Origin of the sequence: Streptomyces sp. NPDC058880 (genome assembly GCF_042742535.1) — a bacterium.
Classification (GTDB): Bacteria; Actinomycetota; Actinomycetes; order Streptomycetales; family Streptomycetaceae; genus Streptomyces.
This window is the reverse complement of the sequence record NZ_JBHYMC010000022.1, coordinates 20,138-41,166: the sequence shown is the minus strand read 5'-3', so window position 1 is coordinate 41,166 and position 21,029 is coordinate 20,138. Positions and strand designations below refer to the sequence as shown.

General features: G+C 72.0%; 16 protein-coding genes. 3 read left to right on the top strand and 13 right to left on the bottom strand.

Features of this window, described 5'->3' with window-relative positions; translation table 11 throughout:
* Positions 1 to 77: 77 nt before the first annotated feature.
* On the top strand, positions 78 to 1,166 hold the full coding sequence (locus tag ACFW2G_RS15535) for a M48 family metallopeptidase (RefSeq protein ID WP_384451027.1): 1,089 nt from the start codon (positions 78 to 80) through the stop codon (positions 1,164 to 1,166).
* Here the strand turns inward: ACFW2G_RS15535 and ACFW2G_RS15530 are convergent.
* From ACFW2G_RS15530 to ACFW2G_RS15500, 7 genes are all read right to left on the bottom strand, one after another.
* Positions 1,150 to 2,283, bottom strand: a complete 1,134-nt coding sequence (locus ACFW2G_RS15530) for a hypothetical protein (protein ID WP_384451024.1) — start codon at positions 2,281 to 2,283, stop codon at positions 1,150 to 1,152. The two genes, ACFW2G_RS15535 and ACFW2G_RS15530, sit on opposite strands and share 17 nt — an antisense overlap.
* 68 nt (positions 2,284 to 2,351) lie before the next feature.
* Positions 2,352 to 2,918, bottom strand: a complete 567-nt coding sequence (locus ACFW2G_RS15525; protein ID WP_037923777.1) for a hypothetical protein — start codon at positions 2,916 to 2,918, stop codon at positions 2,352 to 2,354.
* A gap of 77 nt (positions 2,919 to 2,995) precedes the next feature.
* A complete protein-coding gene (locus ACFW2G_RS15520; protein ID WP_384451017.1) occupies positions 2,996 to 4,279 on the bottom strand; it encodes a glutamate-5-semialdehyde dehydrogenase in 1,284 nt (427 codons plus the stop codon).
* Positions 4,280 to 4,419: 140 nt separating this feature from the next.
* The gene (locus ACFW2G_RS15515) at positions 4,420 to 4,815 is read right to left on the bottom strand and encodes a hypothetical protein (RefSeq protein ID WP_236647721.1); all 396 of its coding nucleotides are present in this window, start codon (positions 4,813 to 4,815) and stop codon (positions 4,420 to 4,422) included.
* Between the two features lie 105 nt (positions 4,816 to 4,920).
* The gene (gene proB, locus ACFW2G_RS15510) at positions 4,921 to 6,048 is read right to left on the bottom strand and encodes a glutamate 5-kinase (protein WP_037923773.1); all 1,128 of its coding nucleotides are present in this window, start codon (positions 6,046 to 6,048) and stop codon (positions 4,921 to 4,923) included.
* 77 nt (positions 6,049 to 6,125) lie between these two features.
* Positions 6,126 to 6,566 carry a GtrA family protein gene (locus ACFW2G_RS15505; RefSeq protein WP_037923771.1) on the bottom strand — a complete coding sequence of 147 codons (441 nt, stop codon included), beginning with the start codon at positions 6,564 to 6,566 and terminating at the stop codon, positions 6,126 to 6,128.
* A complete protein-coding gene (locus ACFW2G_RS15500) occupies positions 6,563 to 7,555 on the bottom strand; it encodes a glycosyltransferase family 2 protein (protein ID WP_384584006.1) in 993 nt (330 codons plus the stop codon). The genes ACFW2G_RS15505 and ACFW2G_RS15500 overlap by 4 nt, the downstream gene beginning before the upstream one ends.
* 176 nt (positions 7,556 to 7,731) lie before the next feature.
* Between ACFW2G_RS15500 and ACFW2G_RS15495 the strand changes: the two genes are divergently transcribed.
* Positions 7,732 to 10,611 carry a CDP-glycerol glycerophosphotransferase family protein gene (locus ACFW2G_RS15495; protein ID WP_384584003.1) on the top strand — a complete coding sequence of 960 codons (2,880 nt, stop codon included), beginning with the start codon at positions 7,732 to 7,734 and terminating at the stop codon, positions 10,609 to 10,611.
* Positions 10,608 to 11,756 carry a glycosyltransferase gene (locus ACFW2G_RS15490; RefSeq protein WP_037923763.1) on the top strand — a complete coding sequence of 383 codons (1,149 nt, stop codon included), beginning with the start codon at positions 10,608 to 10,610 and terminating at the stop codon, positions 11,754 to 11,756. Before ACFW2G_RS15495 ends, ACFW2G_RS15490 begins: the two co-directional genes overlap by 4 nt.
* A 126-nt stretch (positions 11,757 to 11,882) precedes the next feature.
* On the opposite strand, the gene galE is transcribed toward ACFW2G_RS15490, so the two are convergent.
* The 6 genes from galE to ACFW2G_RS15460 all read right to left on the bottom strand — a co-directional run bounded on the left by galE (position 11,883) and on the right by ACFW2G_RS15460 (position 20,891).
* On the bottom strand, positions 11,883 to 12,896 hold the full coding sequence (galE, locus tag ACFW2G_RS15485; protein WP_037923760.1) for a UDP-glucose 4-epimerase GalE: 1,014 nt from the start codon (positions 12,894 to 12,896) through the stop codon (positions 11,883 to 11,885).
* Between the two features lie 59 nt (positions 12,897 to 12,955).
* Positions 12,956 to 14,572, bottom strand: a complete 1,617-nt coding sequence (locus ACFW2G_RS15480; protein WP_384585091.1) for a glycosyltransferase family 2 protein — start codon at positions 14,570 to 14,572, stop codon at positions 12,956 to 12,958.
* Between the two features lie 70 nt (positions 14,573 to 14,642).
* Complete coding sequence (gene obgE / locus ACFW2G_RS15475) at positions 14,643 to 16,088, bottom strand: GTPase ObgE (protein WP_037923754.1); 1,446 nt, start codon at positions 16,086 to 16,088, stop codon at positions 14,643 to 14,645.
* A gap of 176 nt (positions 16,089 to 16,264) precedes the next feature.
* Positions 16,265 to 16,519, bottom strand: coding sequence for a 50S ribosomal protein L27 (gene rpmA / locus ACFW2G_RS15470; protein WP_030027134.1), 255 nt, complete (start codon positions 16,517 to 16,519; stop codon positions 16,265 to 16,267).
* A gap of 13 nt (positions 16,520 to 16,532) precedes the next feature.
* Positions 16,533 to 16,853 (bottom strand): 50S ribosomal protein L21, encoded by a 321-nt coding sequence (rplU, locus tag ACFW2G_RS15465; protein WP_015033583.1) that lies wholly within the window; start codon positions 16,851 to 16,853, stop codon positions 16,533 to 16,535.
* A 261-nt stretch (positions 16,854 to 17,114) separates the two neighbouring features.
* The gene (locus ACFW2G_RS15460; RefSeq protein WP_384585094.1) at positions 17,115 to 20,891 is read right to left on the bottom strand and encodes a ribonuclease E/G; all 3,777 of its coding nucleotides are present in this window, start codon (positions 20,889 to 20,891) and stop codon (positions 17,115 to 17,117) included.
* Positions 20,892 to 21,029 lie beyond the last annotated feature (138 nt).

Here is a 21,029-nt window from a genome sequence, read left to right as displayed (position 1 = left end):
CCCCGGGCACGCTCGCGCCGACTCAGGCGTTGGAGAGGATAGACGCAAGGTCGAGCAGTTCCACCAGGGGAGGGCGCATGACGGAGACGGGATTCGAGAAGGTGCCGGCGCGGGACCGCAGGAGGTTCCCCGGCATCTCCTCGCGTGCGTACGAGCATCCGGCGGACCGGTCGGCCCTGGTGGCGCTGCGCAGGCTGACCGGCTTCGACACGGTCTTCAAGACCCTGAGCGGGCTGCTCCCGGAGCGGAGCCTGCGGCTGCTGTTCCTGTCGGACTCCGTGCGGGTGGGCGAGACCCAGTTCCCCCACCTGTATGCGATGCTCCGCGACGCCTGCTCCATCCTGGACCTGGAGAAGGTCCCGCAGATGTACGTGCAGCAGGACCCGCGCCCCAATGCCATGTGCATCGGGCTGGACGAGCCGATCATCGTGGTGACCACGAGCCTCGTCGAGCTGCTCGACGAGGAGGAGATGCGGGCGGTGGTCGGCCACGAGGTGGGCCACGCGCTGTCGGGACACTCCGTGTACCGCACGATCCTGCTGTTCCTGACGAGCCTGGCGGTGAAGGTCGCGTGGATTCCGCTGGGCAATGTGGCGATCATGACGATCGTGACCGCGCTGCGGGAATGGTTCCGCAAGTCGGAGCTGTCAGCCGACCGGGCGGGCCTGCTGGTGGGGCAGGACGTGATGGCCTCGATGCGCGGGCTGATGAAGCTGGCGGGCGGCAACCACCTGCACGAGATGAACGTGGACGCCTTCCTGGAGCAGGCCGACGAGTACGAGAAGGGCGGCGACCTGCGGGATTCCGTGCTGAAGATCCTCAACATGCTGCCGCGCACGCACCCCTTCACCACGGTCCGGGCGGCCGAGCTGAAGAAGTGGTCGGAGAGCCGGGACTACCAGCGGATCATGGACGGGCACTACCCGCGCCGCGAGGAGGACAAGGACACCTCGGTCACCGACTCCTTCCGGGAGTCGGCCGCGCACTACGCCGACTCGGTGCGCAGCAGCAAGGACCCGCTGTTCAAGCTGGTGGGCGACATCGCGGGCGGTGCGGCCGACATGGGCGGCAGGCTGCGTGACAAGTTCACCGGCGCCGGGGGCGGTTCCGGTCCGGACACCGGCTCGGACGGCAAGGGTGGGGCAGGGGCTACGGAGCGGGGCTGACCGGGGCGCCCGGAGTCGCGGCGGGCGCCAGTACGCCGCACAACCCGGCCGAGCGCCTCGGGTGGCCGCTGGCGTACGGGTCGCTCGCGGCCGGTCCCACGGTGGTGGGACCGGCCCCGGCCAGAAGCGGGCGGAAGCCCCCGGCCGGGTCGGCGGAGCAGTCCTGCGGCCCTGCCATCACGTAGGCCGATGCCAGCTCCAGCCGCCGGGCGCCCAGGTCGTCCCGGTCGAAGCGCATCCGCAGCTCGCGCCGGACGGTGAACAGCGAAGCGCCCTCGGCCACGGCCCCGGTGGCCGGCCGCACGGCGTACACGAAGGTGTGATCGGTGGTGACCTCCAGCACGTCCTGGGCCACCTCCTCGAAGGCAAGGGTGCCGCTCACCCGGACCCGGGAGTCGGCCATGACGGCGGTGGCCGGGTCGAGGCGGACCAGCCAGCCGGTGGCGGCGTGCCGGCCGTCCCCGGCAGGGGCGGTCATGCTGCGGTCGAATTGCGCCAGCTGGTCGGGGTCGAGCAGGACCCGCACCGGCCGGGTGGCGGATCCGGCCAGCACATCGGGGTCCAGCGAGGACTGCACCAGGTAGTCCTTGGCGATCGACAGCGCGGTGAGGACCTGGGCGTCGGTGAAGTGGTGCGTGCGGCGCACCGCAGGCAGGGTGATCCCGGCCGCCCCGACCCGGTAGTCGGCGGCGGGGCTCTTCGCGAACAGCTCCGGCGGCAGCCCGCCGGACACGGCGGCGGTGGGCGCGAGCGGGACGACGGTGCTGGTGAGCGCCTGGGCGGTGCCGCCGGCCGGCGGCACGTAGGGGTTGCGCAGCCCCAGGTAGACGGCGACGGCGAAGGCCGTGGCGATGAGCAGCACGAGCAGCATGCCCTGGCGGGCGCCGCGGCCGGGAGTGCTGGTGCGGGGTGCGCCGCCGCCCGACCAGATGGACCGGCTGCGCACGGCCCGGGCGTGCTCGCCCATGCGTTCCTGGGCGGAGTACTCCTGGAGCCGGGCGGCGCGGACGAAATCCTCGTCGAACACCACCGATCGGTACTCGTCCGACCGGAACTCGTCGTCGCCCCCGCCGGTGCCGTCGGGAGTGCTGTCGGGTGGATCTCCTGGCACGGCCATCGCTTCTCCCCGCTGTCCCCGCTTCAGAGAAGCCCCCAGCTCCGGCGGTCGCGAGTGGGGTCGTACCTTCAGGGTTGGCGTACTGAAGGGTACGTAAACGCGCCGACGCCGGTGACTTCACGCCCGGGGGTGCTGGAGGGAGCCGGAGCGGGGTCCGCCTCACCCGAGGCGCTGCGGTAGACGGCGCTGAAGGCGAGCGCGACCATGCCCAGGCCCATCACGAAGGCGAGCACCCAGGCGACGGGCCGCAGCCACGGGGCGCGGCCCCGGTAGGGGCGCAGGCTGCCTCCGTAGGCCCCGTAGGGTCCGTCCGGGGAGCCGTGGCCGGGCTCGTGGTCACCGCCGCGCTCCCAGCCGTAGTCGTCGGTGCCGTACCCGTCGGGGTGGCCGTAGCCGTAGCCGTCATGGTCGTCGTCGCCCGTCCAGCCGGCGGCGACGGCCCGGGCGGCCTCCGCCTCGGCACGCGCCCGGTCGGCCGCCCGCTGGCGCTCGGCGGCGCTCGGTTCACGGATCTCGGCGTTCCGGACGAAGTCCTCGTCGAACACCACGGAGGCGAAGTACTCTTCCGCGCCTCCGCGGTCGTCGTCGGGCTCCCCGTCGTCCGGGAACGGCTTGCTCCCCACGTCGTCCGGCACGGGAACAGCCTAGACCTGGGGGGAGCCTTTGGGCAGGCTGTTCGGCGAATTCCGGCCACACGAGGTGGGCGGCCGCTCTACCGAACGTGACCGTCGCCGGTGACGATGTACTTGGTGGAGGTGAGCTCGGGAAGCCCCATCGGGCCCCGGGCGTGCAGCTTCTGCGTGGAGATGCCGATCTCTGCGCCGAAACCGAACTGACCACCGTCGGTGAACCGAGTGGATGCATTCACGGCGACGGTGGTGGAGTCGACCAGCTGGGTGAAGCGGCGCGCGGCGGCCTGTGAGGTGGTGACGATCGCCTCGGTGTGCCCGGAGGTCCAGCGGCGGATGTGGGCGACGGCGTCGTCGAGCGAGTCCACCACCGCCGCGGCGATGTCGTAGGACAGGTACTCGGCGGCCCAGTCCTCGTCCGTGGCGGGCACAGCGGTGGCCTTGGTGCCTTCGGCGGCGGCGAGGACGGCCGGGTCGCCGTGGACGGTGACGCCGGCCTCGGCGAGCGCGTCGAGGGCGCGCGGCAGGAAGGCGCCGGCGATCTCGCGGTGGACGAGGAGGGTCTCGGCGGCGTTGCAGACGGAGGGCCGCTGGGCCTTGGAGTTGACGAGGATGTCCACGGCCATGTCGAGGTCGGCCTGGGCGTCGACGTAGACGTGGCAGTTGCCGGTACCGGTCTCGATGACCGGGACGGTGGACTCCTCGACCACGGTCTTGATGAGGGAGGCGCCGCCGCGCGGGATCAGCACGTCGACGAGGCCGCGGGCGCGCATCAGCTCGCGTACGGAGTCCCGGGACTCGCCGGGGACGAGCTGGATCGCGTCGGCGGGCAGGCCGGCGCTCCGGATGGCGTCGCGGAGGATGGCGACGAGGGCGGTGTTGGAGGCGTAGGCGGAGGAGCTGCCGCGCAGGAGGACGGCGTTGCCGGACTTGAGGCAGAGGGCGGCGGCGTCGACGGTGACGTTGGGGCGGGCCTCATAGATGATGCCGACGACGCCGAGGGGAACGCGGATCTGCCGCAGGTCGATGCCGTTGGGCAGGGTGCTGCCGCGGACGACCTCCCCGACGGGGTCGGGGAGGGCGGCAACGTCGCGCACGTCGGAGGCGATGGCGGCGACCCGCTCCGGGGTCAGGGTGAGACGGTCGATGACGGTCTCGCTGGTACCGGCGGCTCGGGCCTTGTCGGTGTCCGCGGTGTTGGCCGCGATGATCTCGGCGGTACGGGCCTCCAGCGCGTCGGCGACCGCCAGCAGGGCCGCGTCCTTGGCGGACCGCGGGAGTGGTGCGATGGCCGCGGCGGCGGTCCGGGCGCGGCGCGCGGTGGCGAGGACGGGCGAGGTGGCGGTGGCGTCGTCGAGCGAGGTCATGCGGCCAGGGTAAGCCCACGCCGGAGCCCGGCCGACGGGGCTTCCACACCACGAGACGGGCTCCGGGCCCGGCTCCGCCCGCCCCGGTGCGCAGCCGCCGCCCGCGCCGCGGTCACCGGCGGGGGTTCGGGCACGTCACGTCAGTACGGGTGGACGCCCACCGGGTGGGCGGGAGGCGGTCCGTAGCCCTCCGCGACGCGCAGGTGGTAGGTGGCGCGGTCGATGACCTCCAGGCCGACGATCTCCCACGGCGGCAACTGCGCCGAGGAGCGGTGCTCACCCCACAGGCGCAGGGCGACGGCCGCCGCGTCGTGGAGGTCGCGTGCCTCTTCCCAGTAGCGGATCTCCGCGTGGTCGTCGGCGTACCGGCTGGTCAGGAGGAAGGGGTGGTCGTGGGCCAGTTGCTCCAGTCCCCGCCGGACCTCGGACAGCGGGGCCGGCTTGCCGGAGACGCTCAGGGTCACGTGCCACAGGCGCGAGGCCTCGTCCTCCTCGTACCCGCCGCCGTCACCGTCCCCGGGACCGACGCTGGTCAGCGCTCGTCTCACCAGCCGCCTCCTGTCTCCGCTACGCGTGTCCGCCTGCCCCGCCCCTCACAGTTGACCAGTCCCCGGGCGGCCGCGCTGCGGTTTTGCCGAACCTCAGCCCTGGAGCAGGACCAGATCGTCACGGTGGACGACCTCCCGCTCGTACGCGGGTCCGAGTTCCCGCGCGAGCTCGCGAGTGGAGCGGCCGAGGAGCTGCGGGAGTTCCTTGGCGTCGAAGTTGACGAGCCCCCGGGCCACGGCGCGGCCGTCGGCGGAGCGCAGCTCCACCGGGTCTCCGGCCGCGAAGTCGCCCTCGACGGCCGCGATGCCCGCGGGCAGCAGCGAGCTGCCGCGCTGGGTCACGGCCCTGACCGCCCCGTCGTCGAGGACCAGGTGGCCCTGCGGGGTCGAGGCGTGCTGGAGCCAGAGCAGCCGGTCTGCGGAGCGGCGCCCGGTGGCGTGGAAGAACGTTCCGGTCCCGCGTCCCGCCAGGGCGTCCGCGGCCTGGCTGGCGGAGGTGAGCACCACCGGGATCCCGGCGGCTGCCGCGATCCGGGCCGCCTCGACCTTGGTGACCATGCCGCCGGTGCCCACCCCCGCCTTGCCCGCGCTGCCGATGGAGACGTGCGCGATGTCCGCGGGCCCGTGGACCTCGTCGATGCGGGTGGTGCCCGGCTGGGACGGGTCGCCGTCGTAGAGGCCGTCGACGTCGGAGAGCAGGACGAGGAGGTCCGCGCGGACGAGGTGGGCGACGAGGGCGGCGAGCCGGTCGTTGTCGCCGAAGCGGATCTCGTCCGTGGCGACGGTGTCGTTCTCGTTGACGACTGGGAGGGCTCCCATGGCCAGCAGCTGGTCGAGGGTCCGGTACGCGTTGCGGTAGTGGGCGCGGCGGCTGGTGTCGTCGGTGGTGAGCAGCACCTGGCCGACGCGTAGACCGTACCGCGCGAAGGAGGCGGTGTAGCGCGCGACGAGGAGGCCCTGGCCGACGCTGGCGGCGGCCTGCTGGCGGGCCAGGTCCTTCGGCCTGCGGCGCAGGCCCAGCGGGGAGAGCCCGGCGGCGATGGCTCCGCTGGAGACCAGGACGATCTCCTTCTCACCGCCGCTGCGGGCCTTGGCCAGGACGTCGACGAGCGCGTCCACCCGGTCGGCGTCGAGTCCGCCGGCCGCCGTGGTCAGGGAGGAGGAGCCGACCTTGACCACGATCCTGCGGGCGTCCACGACACCTTGCCTAGCCGCTGACACGTTCTTCCCCTTGCCCCTTGCCGTCAATGCCTGCCACCTCAATCTACGGGGTGGCGGGCGGCAGCCGCTCCGGGGTTTCAGACCGTGGACGAGGTCCTGGCCCGCCCCTGGCCCTCTTCCTGCTCGGCGGCGGCGCGGGCCGCACCCGGGACGAGGATCTTGCGCGAGAGCAGGAAGGTGAACGGGATGGCCACGACCGCCGCGACCAGCGGGGCGATCCGGGTGTCCAACCCGGCCCAGGCCACCAGGGCGTACAGGCCGGCGGACTGGATGACGTAGTTGGTCACGTTCGTCAGCGGGAAGAGGAGGAACTTCTTCCAGGTCGGCCGGGTCCGGTAGGTGAAGTAAGTGTTCATGAAGAACGAGCCGACCATCGCCAGCACGAAGGCGAGCGAGTAGGCGGCGAAGTACGGCATCCACGGGTGCAGCAGGAGGTAGATGCCGAAGAAGGTGCCGGTGTTGACTCCGCCCACGAGGGCGAAGCGGAATACCTGGCCGAGCTGTTCTGCGCGGGTCATCGGCTGCTGCGCTCCCGGACCGCCGGCTCCGCCGCCGCGGTATCGGCGGTCCGCGGGAGGGACTCGCGGCCGTGCGACTCCTTCACCAGGAAGTGCGGCCGCCGTTTGGTCTCGTAGTAGATGCGGCCGATGTACTCGCCGACGAGGCCCAGCATGATCAGCTGCACACCGCCCAGGCCCGTGATGATGGCCACCAGGGTGACGTAGCCCGGGGAGTCCACACCGTTGGTGATCGCCATGATGGTGATCCACAGCGCGTAGAGGCCGGTCAGGGCGACCAGTGACACGCCGAACCAGATGCCGATCCGCAGCGGCCGGTTGTTGAAGGAGATCAGGCCGTCCATGCCGTAGTTCAACAGGGAGCCGAACTTCCACTTGGTCTCGCCGGCCTCGCGCTGCGCGTTGCGGTAGTCGAAGTGGACGGTGTCGAAGCCGATCCAGGAGAACAGGCCCTTGGAGAAGCGGTTGTACTCCGGCAGGGACAGCAGGGCGTCCACGGCGGGGCGCGACAGCATGCGGAAGTCGCCGACGCCGTCGGTCAGCTCGACGTCGACCCAGCGGTTGACGCCCCGGTAGTAGAGGCGGCTCAGCGCGGAGCGCACCTTCTTGTCGCCCTCGCGGGTGCGGCGGGCGATGATCTGGTCGTGGCCCTGCCGGTAGTGCTCCAGCATGGTGGCGATGAGCTCCGGCGGGTGCTGAAGGTCGGCGTCCATGATCACGACGGCGTCGCCGGTGGCCTCGCGCAGGCCCGCGAGCATGCCGGCCTCCTTGCCGAAGTTGCGGCTGAAGGAGACGTAGCGGGTCCGTTCCCCGTGTCCCGCGGCGATCTTCCGGAGCTTGTCGAGGGTCCCGTCGCGGCTTCCGTCGTCGACGTAGCAGACCTCGTACTCGACGGGGAGGGTGTCCAGCACCTTGCGGATCTCCGTGTCGAAGCTGTCGATGACGGCTTCTTCGTTGTAGCAGGGAACAACTACGGACAGCTTCGTCATGAACACTTCCTGCTGGATCCGAACGGGTGATTGTCGACGGTCGGGGCCGCCTCCCACCTTCCTTAGAAGTATGCACGGCGAGCGACTACCGAGAGTCGCCCTGCCGGAGCCGACGGCGGCACACGGTAGCTTTGACGGGATAAGCGGAATGAGCGGAACGCAACGAAGGGATCGAGGTGCACGTGCCCGACGTCTCCGTGGTCGTCATCGTCTACAACGACGCAGAGCGTCTGTCGACAGCAGTCCAGTCGGTTCTCGACCAGACACTCCAGGGTGTCGAGGTCGTGATCGTGGATGACTGCAGCCAGGACCGCTCCTTCGCGGTCGCCCAGGAACTGGAGTCCGCACATCCGGGCAGGGTGCGCGCCTTCCAGCTGCCGCAGAACAGCGGCGGCTGCGGGGCCCCGCGCAACCACGGTGTCCAGCAGGCCACCGGAACGTACGTGATGTTCCTCGACAGCGACGACGTGCTGGAGCGCAACGCCTGCCGGAACATGCTGGCCGCAGCCGAGCGGACCGGCTCCGACCTGGTCTCGGGCATGTGCGTACGGGTGCACCTCGACAACCGGTGGGGCAAGACCACCGAGTGGTACCCCTGGATCTACGCGCGCACCCGCACCCTGGAGTCGATCACCGAATTCCCGGACCTGCTGGTCTACGACACCCTCTCCACGAACAAGTGCTACCGGCGCGCGTTCCTGCTGGAGCAGGGTTTGGAGTTCCCGGTCGGCATCCACTACGAGGACCTGCTGTTCTCGGCGCAGGCGTACGTGGCGGCCCGGCGCATCACGCTGATCCCCAACCACGTCTACTTCTGGAACGTGGTCGAGAAGGCCGCGGCCAAGTCGATCAGCAACCGGCGCCACGAGATCGCGAACTTCGTCCACCGGATGGAGATCCACCGGCGTGTCGACGAGCTGCTGGCGGCCAAGGGCCACACGGACATCAAGTCCGCGAAGGACGCCAAGTTCCTCAAGCACGACCTGGTCCTGCACCTGCGTGACCTGCCGCTGCTGAGCGACGAGTACCGCCGGGAGTTCGCGGGCCTCGCCAACGGCTACCTCGCCGGCATCGATCCGGAGGCCTACGAGCACGTCACCCGCCTCCAGGCGATCTGCGCGTACCTGCTGGGCCAGGAGGACTGGGAGAACCTGCTCCCGGCCGCCGACGCCATGGTCAACAAGGGGCGGCTGACCTCCCCGCTCGCCGAGCGCGACGGCCGCGTCTACTGGTGCGCGCAGCACATCGACGGCCCCGACGCCGCCGAGGCCCGCCGGATACTGGACGTCACCGAGGAAGCTTTCCACACCACCCCGCTCTCCTCCCTCACCCTGGGCAACCGCCTCACCTCCTACGAGGACGACGGGCGCGGCACGGTGACACTGTCCGGCACGGTCGTGAACCCGCTGGGCCGCATCGCCGAGGACGCGGAGCTGAAGGCCACCCTGGAGCTCCGGGCCCGCCGGCAGATCGGCGTGCGCTCCTTCAGCTTCCCGGTGGCGTCCGTGCGCCACACCGGTGACACGATCGAGTGGCGCACCACGGCGGACATCGGCGGCACCGTGCGCCCCCTGGGCATCGTCGACGCCGTCTGGGACGTCCGCCTCAAGCTGACCGCCGGGGGTGAGCGGATCACCACCCGCGTCGCGGTCGGCGGCCTCGATCTGGACTCGGCGGCCCGGCTGCGCGTCCGGCCCCGGCTGACCCGCCTGGTCTCCGACCGCTTCGCCGCGCAGATGACCAAGAAGGGCAATCTCTCCTACGTCCTGACCGCGGAGGGCGCGGCAGCCGTCCGCACCCAGTCGCTGATCAACAACGCCATACAGGGCAGGGCGGCGGGCGTGGTCAAGCGGGGTCTGCGCAAGGCGCTGCGGGCTCGCCGGAACCTGGGCTCCGGCGAGCAGAAGGTGAAGATCTACCACGAGGTCTTCTCGAAACTGCCCGTCAAGAAGGGCACGGTCGTCTTCGAGAGCCACATGGGCAAGCAGTACAGCGACAGCCCGAAGGCGGTCTACGAGGAGATGGTCCGCCAGGGCGTGGCCTTCGAGGCGATCTGGTCCTACGCGGGTGCCAAGCCCACCGGCTTCCCGAAGGAGGCCACCCTGGTCAAGCGCTGGAGCTGGCAGTACCTGCGCGCCCTGGCCCAGGCCGAGTACTGGATCGACAACCAGGGCTTCCCGCTGGCCCTCACCAAGCGCCCGGGCACCACGTACATCCAGACCTGGCACGGCTCCGCGCTCAAGCGGATGGGCTTCCACGAGCCCCGCACCAAGGCGCAGGGCCGGGCCGGCCAGGACCGCTTCCAGGCGGCCGTGAACCGCTTCGACCACTTCCTGATCCGCTCCGAGCACGACGCCCGCACCCTCGCCAAGGGCTTCCGACTGCGCGACGAGGTGCTGCTGCGCACCGGCTACCCGCGCAACGACGCCCTCGTCGAGGCGCACCGGACCGAGGCCGACAGCGGCGAGCGGGTCCGCGGCTCCCTCGCCGCCGAACTCGGCATCGACCCGGACAAGAAGGTGCTGCTGTACGCGCCGACCTTCCGGGCGGGCGCGGACGGCACGGTGGAGGGCTTCACCTTCCCCTTCGACGTGGAGGAGTTCGCGGACCGGCTCGGCGACCGCTTCACGCTGCTGGTGCGGACCCACTACCTCAACAGCGTCTCGCTGCCGCCGTCGGTCGCCGGCCGGGTCGTCGACGTGTCGCGGCACCACGACATCACCCCGCTGCTGGCCCTCGCCGACGGACTGATCACCGACTACTCGTCCGTGATGTTCGACTACGCGGTCCTGGACCGGCCGATGGTGTTCTTCGCCTACGACTACGAGGAGTACGCCACCGACATCCGCGGCACGTACTTCGACCTGAAGGAGAAGGCCCCGGGCCCGGTGGTGGCCACCGCGGACGAACTCCTGCAGGCGCTGGCTGCCTTCGAGGAGGCGGACGCCAAGTACGCGGAGGCGCGGCAGCGTTTCCTCACCGAGTTCGGCGAGTACGACCGCGGGGACGCCGCCCGCCAGATCGTCGAGAAGTTCTTCACCGGGAGCGGCAAGTGAGCCGGGACATCTTCATCGTCTCCAACAGCGTCGACGAGATCGGCGGCGTGACCACCTGGTCGCACCAGATGGCCCGGCACTTCAGCGACCGCGGGCACTGCGTGCACATCGTCGGCATCGCGCCCGTCGCCGAGGAGATCCGGCAGAAGCTGCCGCAGGACCTGCCGTACGGCACGACCACGCTGTACGAGACCCACCCGCCGTCGGCCCGCCGCCTGCGCGGCATCAAGGGCCGGCTGAATGCGCCCGAGCGGCGCCGCCAGGCGGCCCGGCGGGCGCAGATGCAGGCCAAGGCGGACCGGCTCGGCGAACTGCTGCGCACGGCCCGTCCGGGCGGGGTCGTCATCGTCACCCAGGTCTGGGCGATGGAGTGGGTGGCGCTCGCCGACACCAAGGGGCTGTCCGTCATCGGCATGAGCCACGAGTCGTTCGAGGCCAGCCAGAAGTCCACCCGCGGCGAGCGGGTCCGCCGGTTCTACCGGGACGTGGACCGGCTGCTGGTGTTGACCCCCGAGGACGCGGACCTGTGGATCCGGGCGGGCATGGAGAACGTCGCCAGCATGCCGAACCCGATCCCCTTCATGCCCGACACCCCGGCTCCGCGCACCGGGAAGGTCGTGGCCAGCGTCGGCCGCCTCGCCTTCGAGAAGGGCGTCGACCTGCTGCTCGACGCATGGGCGGACGCGGCCCCGCAGCACCCCGACTGGGTCTTGAGGATCTATGGCGCGGGTGTGGAGGAGGCCGCGCTGCGGGCGCACTGCACCGCACTCGGGCTCGACGACTCCGTCCGGTGGATGGGCAGCACCGACGACGTGCTGGGCGCGCTGCGCGAGGCCTCGGTCTTCGCGCAGGCCTCGCGCGCCGAGGGCTTCCCGATCACGCTGCTGGAGGCGATGGCGGCGGGCGTGGCTCCGGCCGCCTTCGACTGCGCGCCGGGCGTACGGGAGATCGTCGAGCATGGTGAGGACGGGCTGCTGGCCCGGCTCGGCAACACCATGGAGCTCGCCGGGCACCTGGACGCGCTGATGTCCGACCGTGAGCTGCGCGACCGGCTCGGGGACAACGCCTTCCGTTCGGTGAAGCGCTACTCCAGCGCCGAGATCACCGACCGGTGGGAGGACCTGTTCTCCTTCCTGGAGCGCTGACCGGCGGCGCGGCCGTACACACGGCACGGCGAGGCCGCCCGCCCCGGGGAGATCCGGGGCGGGCGGCCTCGCCGTAGCGCCGGCGCCTCGCCGAACAGCCGGGCCGGGCGGGGCGGGGCGGGAGTGTCAGGCCTTGTGGACGTCGCGGTGCGCCTCGCCGCGGGCCACCTTGTTGGCCTCCCAGCCCGCCCAGGCGGAGGTGACCATCTCGCTGACGTCGTGGCGGGCCTGCCAGCCCAGCACAGTGTTGATGCGGTCGGCGGAGGCCACGACCTTCGCCGGGTCGCCGGGACGGCGCGGGCTGATCACCGGGGCGTAGTCGTGTCCGGTGCCCTTGTTCAGGAGCTCGACCATCTCGGCGACCGAGACGCCCTCGCCGCGCCCGATGTTGACGGTGAGGTCCTTGTAGTCCTCGGCCGCGGCCCACTCGGCCAGCTTGCGGGCGGCCGCCACGTGGGCTTCCGCAAGGTCCTCGACATGGATGTAGTCGCGGATGCAGGTGCCGTCCGGCGTCGGGTAGTCGTCACCGAAGATCTTGGCGCCCTGGCCGGCGTCGTACCGCTCGAAGACCATCGGCACCAGGTTGAAGACGCCGGTGTCCGCGAGCTCCGGGGTCGCCGCGCCCGCCACGTTGAAGTAGCGCAGGCAGGCGGTGGAGATGCCGTGCGCCTTGCCCGCCGCCCGCACCAGCCACTCTCCGGCCAGCTTGGTCTCGCCGTACGGGCTCAGCGGCGCGCACGGGGTCTCCTCGGTGACCAGGTCCACGTCGGGCATGCCGTACACGGATGCGGAGGAGGAGAAGAGGAAGTTACGCACCCCCGCGTCGGCCACCGCCTGGAGCAGGACCGTCAGGCCCTGGACGTTCTCGTGGTAGTAGTACAGAGGCTTCTCGACGGACTCTCCGACCTGCTTCTTGCCGGCCAGGTGCACCACGCCCGTGATCTTGTGTTCGCGGAGGGTCTTCTCCAGCACCAGCCGGTCCAGGACGGAGCCGACCACCAGCGGGACGCCCTCCGGAACGCGGTCCTCGTTGCCCGTGGACAGGTCGTCGAGGACGACGACCTTCTCCCCCGCGAGCAGCATCGCGCGGACGACGTGCGCGCCGATGTATCCGGCGCCACCGGTGATCAGAAACGTCATGTGTATCTCCTTGGTCCTGTCCGACTTCGGTGCGGAAAGCGCTGCGGGGCGTATCGGGTTCAGCCCGACCCCCGGGCTGCGCGGGCCCGGTGGAACCGGTTGCGTACGAGGTAGAGGGCTCCCCCGGGACCCGGCGCGAGGCGCAGCGCGAGGGCACCGGTCCCCGTCCGGTAGGGCTGCGCCAGCAGAACACCGTACCGGCTGCTGGGCAGCGCCCGACGGCGGAGCAGCCGGCCCCGGGGGCGCAGGGAGGTGAACACCGAGCTCCCGTCGGCACACCGCACGCCCACCCCGACGCTCCACGCCTGCATCCTGCGCAGCCCCTGGCGGCGGCCGGTGACGGCCAGTTCGGCGAGGGGGAACGGCAGCACGGCCATCCAGCCACCGCCCCGGTCGGGCAGCAGCTCGACGGGGGGTGCGAGGACGGGCTCGCCGCCGGCGCGGGGCACGAAGCTCAGGCGGGCGGTCTGCGGGCCGGCCCCGGCGAGGCGCCCGTAGAGGTCGTGCACGCGGATCCGGACGGCGCCGCGGCCGGCCGGCTCGGCGTCGACGGTGACGGGCAGCTCCTCGACCGGCAGCGTCGACAGGCCGTCCAGCTCGACCGGGAACTCGTCGCTCCACACCGGCTCGCCCGAGTCGCCGACCGCGTACGGGGGCAGCAGCAGCGGCGGTTCGGCGGCCAGCCGGGTGAGCCGCTCGACGTCGGCGGGCGGGGTCGCGGTGGCCCGCAGCACCCGGACGATCCAGCGGGCCTTCGCCGCGGCGGCCTCGACGTCGGCCGCGGCGAAGGTCTCGACGTAGTCACGGGTCAGGGTCCACCAGGCCGCCTGGTAGCCGGGGTCGCGGCCGAGCTCGCGCAGGTACATGCGCAGGTCGTATTCGAGGAACTTCACCTGGCAGGCGCTGCCCAGCACCGGGGAGGCGGCGGTGAGGATCCGGGCGGCCGTGCGGTGGGCCTCGATGCGGGAGCGCCAGTTCCCGACGTCCTTGCGGTCCAGGGAGATGGACACCTGGGCGGCGCCGCGGCGCACGTGCCAGACGTAGACGAGGTCGCCGGTGACGGCGATGCGGGGGGCCGCGGCGAGCACGCGGGAGGTGAAGACGAAGTCCTCGTAGACGAACCGGCCGTCCGGGAAGCGCAGGCCGTGCTCCTGGAGGAAGGCCCGCTCGTAGAGCTTGTTGACGCACAGGGTGTCGCGGACGAGCTCGGGCCGGTCCGCCGGGCGCTCGATGACGTCACCGGGGGTGTAGAGACCCGGCATCCACGGCACGTCGTGGTGCTGGGGCAGCTCGCGCCGCACGGCCGCGCCGACGGTGACCGGGGCGCGGTGCCGCTCGGCGGTGCCCACGAGGGCGTCCGCCGCGCCCGGCGGCAGGATGTCGTCGCTGTCGAGGAAGAGCACGTACCGGCCGGACGCGGCGGCGATCCCGTCGTTGCGCGGAGTACCGCACCCCCCGCTGTTCTCCGTCCGGTGCACGACCTTGAGGCGGGGGTGGACCGAGGCCAGCTCGTCCAGCACCCGCGCGGTGCCGTCGGAGGAGGCGTCGTTCACCGCGATGACCTCGGTGACCACCGGGCCCTGGGCGAGCGCCGAGGAGACGGCGTCGCCCACGAGCCCGGCGTCGTTGTACGCGATGACCACGACGGAGACCGTCGGGGGGTTGCTGCTGTTCACCCGCAGGATCCTAGGCGACCCGTGTAAAGACGCCCTCAAACCCTCCGGGGCACACGGCCCCGGGAGCGGATCAGAACGGCCGGAATTCGTCGTACTCCTGCTGCGCGGAGTCCCCGCGGCGGGCCTCGCGCTCCTTGCGGCGCTGGGTGGCCGGGCGGGGTGCCTCCATGCGGTGGTCCTCACCGCGGCGGCCCAGCATCTCGGCACCGGCCATCATGGTCGGCTCCCAGTCGAAGACGACGGCGTTCTCGTCGGAGCCGATGGCCACACCGTCGCCGGCACGGGCTCCCGCCTTCTTGAGCGCGTCCTCGACCCCGAGGCGGTTGAGCCGGTCGGCCAGGTAGCCGACGGCCTCGTCGTTGTTGAAGTCGGTCTGGCGGACCCAGCGCTCCGGCTTCTCGCCGCGCACCACGTACACGTCCTCGACCTCGTCGTAGGTGACGGTGAAGCCGGCATCGTCCACGGCCTTCGGGCGGATGACGATACGGGTCGCCTCCTCCTTCGGCTTGCGGGCGCGGGCCTTGGCGATGACCTCGGCAAGGAAGTAGGAGAGCTCCTTCAGACCGGTGCGGGCCACCGCGGAGACCTCGAAGACCTTGTAGCCGCGTGCCTCCAGATCGGGGCGCACCATGTCGGCCAGTTCCTGGCCGTCGGGGATGTCGACCTTGTTGAGGACCACCAGACGGGGGCGCTTCTCCAGGCCGCCGCCGTAGAGCTTGAGCTCCTCCTCGATGACGTCGAGGTCGGCGATCGGATCGCGGTCGGTCTCCAGGGTGGCGGTGTCCAGGACGTGCACGAGCACCGAGCAGCGCTCGACGTGGCGCAGGAATTCGAGGCCGAGGCCCCGGCCCTGGCTGGCGCCGGGGATGAGGCCCGGGACGTCGGCGATCGTGTAGACGGTCGAGCCGGCGGTGACGACGCCCAGGTTCGGGACGAGGGTGGTGAAGGGGTAGTCCGCGATCTTCGGCTTGGCGGAGGAGAGCACCGAGATCAGCGAGGACTTGCCGGCGCTCGGGAATCCGACCAGCGCCACGTCGGCGACGGTCTTGAGCTCCAGGACGATGTCGCCGGTGGTGCCGGGGACGCCGAGGAGCGCGAAGCCGGGGGCCTTGCGGCGGGCGGAGGCGAGCGCGGCGTTGCCGAGGCCGCCGCGGCCGCCCTCGGCGGCCACGTAGGTGGTGCCCTGGCCGACGAGGTCAGCGAGGACGTTGCCCTGCTTGTCGAGAACCACGGTGCCGTCCGGGACGGGCAGGATCAGGTCCTGGCCGTCCTTGCCGGATCGGTTGCCGCCCTCTCCGGGCTTGCCGTTGGTGGCCTTGCGGTGGGGGCTGTGGTGGTAGTCCAGCAGGGTGGTGATCGCCTGCTCCACCACCAGGATGACGTCGCCGCCACGGCCACCGTTGCCGCCGTCGGGGCCGCCGAGCGGCTTGAACTTCTCCCGGTGCACGGAGGCGCAGCCGTGGCCTCCGTTACCCGCGGCGACGTGCAACTCGACGCGGTCCACGAAGGTGGTCATGGTTGTTCCTCCAGATACAGCGGAATCGTCCGGAAAGTCCGGTGGCAGGCCTTGCTGCCCATTAAACGTGTCTATGCGACAACGCGCCGAGGGCGGACCTCTCTTCCCGGCCTGCGCCGGGAAGAGCTGAGATCCGCCCTCGGGAAGTTACGAACGCTCGATCGGCCGGAGCCGGATCAGGCGGCCGGAACGATGTTGACGACCTTGCGGCCACGGTGCGTGCCGAACTGCACGGCACCGGCCTGCAGCGCGAACAGCGTGTCGTCGCCACCACGACCGACACCCGAGCCCGGGTGGAAGTGGGTGCCGCGCTGGCGGACGAGGATCTCGCCGGCGGAGACGACCTGACCGCCGAAGCGCTTCACGCCGAGCCGCTGGGCATTGGAGTCGCGCCCGTTCCGGGTGGACGATGCGCCCTTCTTGTGTGCCATGTCTCAGTCCCTCTTACTTCGCAGCCGCGGGGATACCGGTGACCTTGATCGCCGTGTACTGCTGGCGGTGACCCTGGCGACGGCGGTAGCCGGTCTTGTTCTTGTAGCGCAGGATGTCGATCTTGGCGCCCTTGTGGTGGTCCACGACCTCGGCCGTGACCTTGATACCGGCCAGGACCCACGGGTCGCTGGTCACGGCGTCGCCGTCGACAACGAGCAGGGTCGAGAGCTCGACCGTGTCGCCAACCTTGGCAGTGGAAATCTTGTCAACCTCAACGATGTCGCCGACAGCAACCTTGTGCTGGCGACCACCGCTGCGCACGATGGCGTACACGCGGATCTCTCTCTCACTCGGGACGGATGCTCCTGAAGCCAGCCGCTCAGGCGGGCCGGGGCCCACGCTGATCCGGAATGGACGAGCGGCCTCTCCCGTACGCGCGCTTGCGCGCGGGACGCGGGAGGAAGGTGCTCAGGAGCGCGGCGCGTACAGGACACGCCGACGGTCTAGGTTACGGGGCCGGTTCCGGAGGGTCAAACCGGGCCCCGCACGGCCGTGGGCCCCGCCGTTCGGCAGGGCCCACGGCCACGTGACGGATCAGGCTTCGGCGGGAGCCGAGACGGACGGGGCAGCCTGCTGCTCCGCCGCCGCGGTCTTCTTCGTCGCCCGCTTCGTCGCGGTCTTCTTGGTCGTGGCCGTCTTCTTGGCCGCGGTCTTCTTGGCGGTCGCCGCCTTCTTGGCCGGGGCCTTCTTCGCCGCGGTCGCCTTCTTGGCCGGAGCCTTACGGGTGGCCTTCTTGGCCGGTGCGGGCTCCTCGGTGGACCCGGCTTCCCCGGCCGGCGTCGCCGGCTCGGTGACCGGGGCCTCGACGACCACCACGGCGGCCTCCGCCGCACCGGCCGGGGAACCGGCGGGCGCGGTGGCCTTGCGGGTGGCGCGACGCCGCGGACGGGCCGGTGCGGCCTCCGCCACCGGGGCCTCCTCAACCGCGGCGGCCGGCTCGGGCTCGACGACGGGCGCGGGCTCGGGCTCGGCGGCCACGACGGGCTCCGGGGCCGGCTCGGCCTCCGCCTCCGCGGCGGGCTCCGCGGCGACCGGCACGGGCGCGGTGGCCTTGCGGGTCGCCCGGCGACGGGTACGCCCCTTCGGCGCGGCCTCCTCGACCGGAGCGGCCGGGGCGGCCTCGACCGGCTCCTCGACCGCAGCGGCCTCGGCGACGACCTCGGGGGCCGGCACCAGGACCGTGTCGGCCGGTTCGGTCACCGGCTCGGTCACCGGCTCGGCGACGTCCTCGGCCACGGGGGCCTGGGCCTGCACCGCGGCGGCCTCACCTCGCGGGGCACCCGCGGGAGCGGTGGCCTTGCGGGTGGCACGGCGCCGGTTGCGGCGTCCACTCACGCCGGCCGCGGCCTCGGCCTCGGCCGGCGAGCTGTAGAGCTCCTCGCCCGCGACGAACTCCGGCTCGGGCAGCGCCTTGGGCGCGGCGGCCTCGGCAGCCACCTCGGCCTCGGACTCGGACTCGAAGGCGTCGGACCCCGCCGTCTCGACGGTCTCGACCTCGTGGTCGTGCTGGTCGAACTCGGCGCGGCCGCCACGGCGCTTCGAGCGCTTGCCGTTGCCACCGCCACCGATCGCGGCCGCCGTCTCCATGTGGACGATGACACCGCGGCCGTTGCAGTGGACACAGGTCTCGGAGAAGGACTCCAGCAGGCCCTGGCCGACCCGCTTGCGGGTCATCTGGACCAGACCCAGCGAGGTGACCTCGGCGACCTGGTGCTTGGTGCGGTCGCGGCCCAGGCACTCCAGCATGCGGCGCAGGACCAGGTCGCGGTTGGACTCCAGGACCATGTCGATGAAGTCGATCACGACGATGCCGCCGAGGTCGCGCAGCCGCAGCTGGCGCACGATCTCCTCGGCCGCCTCCAGGTTGTTCCTGGTGACGGTCTCCTCAAGGTTGCCGCCCTGACCGGTGAACTTGCCGGTGTTGACGTCGATGACGATCATCGCCTCGGTCTTGTCGATCACGAGGGAGCCGCCGGAGGGCAGCCACACCTTGCGGTCGAGCGCCTTGGCGAGCTGCTCGTCGATCCGGTACGTCGCGAAGACGTCGACCTCGGAGGTCCAGCGCTGGAGCCGGTCGGCCAGGTCCGGGGCCACGTGTGAGACGTAGCCGTGGATGGTCTCCCAGGCGCCGTCGCCGCTGACGATGACCTTCGAGAAGTCCTCGTTGAAGATGTCGCGCACCACGCGGACCGTCATGTCCGGCTCGCCGTACAGGAGGGACGGGGAAGAGGTCGTGATCTGCTTCGACTTCTTCTGGATGTCCGCCCACTGGGCCTGCAGGCGCTCGACGTCGCGGCGCAGCTCGTCCTCGCTCGCGCCCTCGGCGGCGGTGCGGACGATGACGCCCGCGTCCTCGGGGACGATCTTCTTGAGGATGGTCTTCAGACGCGCGCGCTCGGTGTCGGGCAGCTTGCGGCTGATGCCGGTCATCGAGCCCTCGGGCACGTAGACCAGGTAGCGGCCGGGCAGCGAGACCTGGCTGGTCAGACGGGCGCCCTTGTGGCCGATCGGGTCCTTGGTCACCTGCACGAGGACCGACTGGCCGGACTTGAGGGCGGACTCGATCCGGCGCGGCCCGTTGGCCATGCCGAGCGCCTCGAAGTTGACCTCGCCGGCGTACAGGACCGCGTTGCGGCCCTTGCCGATGTCGATGAAGGCGGCCTCCATCGACGGCAGCACGTTCTGGACCTTGCCCAGGTAGACGTTGCCGACGTACGAGGTGGCCTCTTCCTTGTTGACGTAGTGCTCGACGAGCACGTTGTCCTCAAGGACGCCGATCTGGGTGCGCTCGCCGCTCTGGCGGACGACCATCACGCGCTCGACGGCCTCGCGGCGGGCCAGGAACTCGGCCTCGGTGATGATCGGGACGCGGCGGCGGCCCTGTTCGCGGCCCTCGCGGCGGCGCTGCTTCTTCGCCTCCAAGCGGGTCGAGCCCTTGATGGACTGGACCTCGTCGGACGGCTCGGCCTTCTCGCGCGCCGGGCGCGGCTCGCGGACCTTGACGACGGTGCGCACACCGTCCTCGTCGCCGGCGGACTCGGCGGCGTCGGCGGGCTCACCGCTGCGGCGGCGGCGACGGCGACGGCGGCGGCTGGAGGTGGAGCCGAGGGCCTCCTCGGTGTCCTCCTCTTCCTCCTCGGCGTCCTGCTCGGCAGACTCCGCCTCGGCCTCTTCGTCGGCGGACTCGTCGAGGTCGGCTGCCTCACCGCGACGGCGACGACGGCCGCCGCGGCGACGGCGGCGCGAGGGACGCTCGCCCGACTCGTCGTCCTCGTCGAACTCCGCTGCTTCGGCGGACTCGGCCGACTCCTCTTCGAGCCCGGGGGCCTCGGCCTCCGGCTCCTCCTCCGCGAGCACCTCGGGAAGGGAGACCGGCGCGGTCTCGGCGGCGCCGCGGCCACGGCGACGGCGGCGGCCGGCCGGCTGCGCGGGCTCGGCGGGAGCGACGGGCTCGACCTCTTCCTCCTCCTCGGCCTCCTCGGCCTCGATCGCGGCCGCGGCGGCAGCGGCGGCCATCGCGGCGGTCTCGGGGGTCTGGAACATCGGCTCGGTGAAGACCGGTGCCTGGAAGACGGCCACGGCGGGACGCGCCGCACGGCGGGCACGGGCCGGAGCGGCGGGCGCCTCGGCGGCCTCGGGCTCGGCGGCGGGCTGCTGCGGGGCGGCGGCCGCGGTCGTGGTGGAGCGGGTGGCACGGCGGCGGCCGCGCTTGGGGGCGTCCACGGCGTCGGCGACGGTCACGGCGCGGGCGGCCCTGGGGGCCTCCTCGGCGGCGGGAGCGGGCTCGGCGGGGGTCTCCGCGGCCGGGGCCTCGGCGGCCGGGGCGGCGACGGCGCGGGTGGCACGGCGGCGGGCACGCGGAGCCGGAGCCTGAGCAGCCTCCTCCACCACAGCAGCAGCCTCGGCAGCAGCCGGAGCCTCCACCACGGCAACCTCCGCAGCCTCGGCGACCGGCGCGGCCGCGGCACGCGTCGCACGACGGCGGGCACGCGGAGCCGCAGCCGGAGCAGCCTCCTCCACCACAGCAGCGGACTCGGCAGCGGATTCGACGACGACGGCCTCCGCGGCCTGGGTCTTCGGAGCGGCCACCGCGCGGGTCGCACGGCGGCGGGGGCGGGCGGGGGCGGCGGCCGGAGCGGCCTCCTCGGCGGGGGCGGGCTCCGCCGCCGGCGTCACCTCGGCGGCGGGGGCGCCGCCGGGCGGACCGGCCGGCCGGGAAGCGGCGCGGCGACGCCTGCGCGGGGGCAGGTTGTCACTGGGGCTGCCGCTGTCGGCGCCGGCGGGGGTGGTGTCGTTTTCGTTACTGAGCATTGCGGGCGGTTCTCCCGTCACGCTCCCGGGCGCCGCGGCTGACTTCCGGTCCGGCGCGGCTCCGCACGATGGCGCGGAGCCGGCCTCCGGGGCGCGTTCGCCACACGGGAGCTGTAGTCCATGGCCGCCGGTTCCGTA

Bases quoted from the DNA above. Each gene is read 5' to 3' on its own strand.
- ACFW2G_RS15520 (WP_384451017.1), bottom strand. From the start codon at position 4,279: ATGACCTCGCTCGACGACGCCACCGCCACCTCGCCCGTCCTCGCCACC.
- galE (WP_037923760.1), bottom strand. From the start codon at position 12,896: ATGACGTTTCTGATCACCGGTGGCGCCGGATACATCGGCGCGCACGTC.
- ACFW2G_RS15500 (WP_384584006.1), bottom strand. From the start codon at position 7,555: ATGACGAAGCTGTCCGTAGTTGTTCCCTGCTACAACGAAGAAGCCGTC.
- ACFW2G_RS15535 (WP_384451027.1), top strand. From the start codon at position 78: ATGACGGAGACGGGATTCGAGAAGGTGCCGGCGCGGGACCGCAGGAGG.
- obgE (WP_037923754.1), bottom strand. From the start codon at position 16,088: ATGACCACCTTCGTGGACCGCGTCGAGTTGCACGTCGCCGCGGGTAAC.
- rpmA (WP_030027134.1), bottom strand. From the start codon at position 16,519: ATGGCACACAAGAAGGGCGCATCGTCCACCCGGAACGGGCGCGACTCC.
- ACFW2G_RS15505 (WP_037923771.1), bottom strand. From the start codon at position 6,566: ATGACCCGCGCAGAACAGCTCGGCCAGGTATTCCGCTTCGCCCTCGTG.
- ACFW2G_RS15530 (WP_384451024.1), bottom strand. From the start codon at position 2,283: ATGGCCGTGCCAGGAGATCCACCCGACAGCACTCCCGACGGCACCGGC.
- ACFW2G_RS15460 (WP_384585094.1), bottom strand. From the start codon at position 20,891: ATGCTCAGTAACGAAAACGACACCACCCCCGCCGGCGCCGACAGCGGC.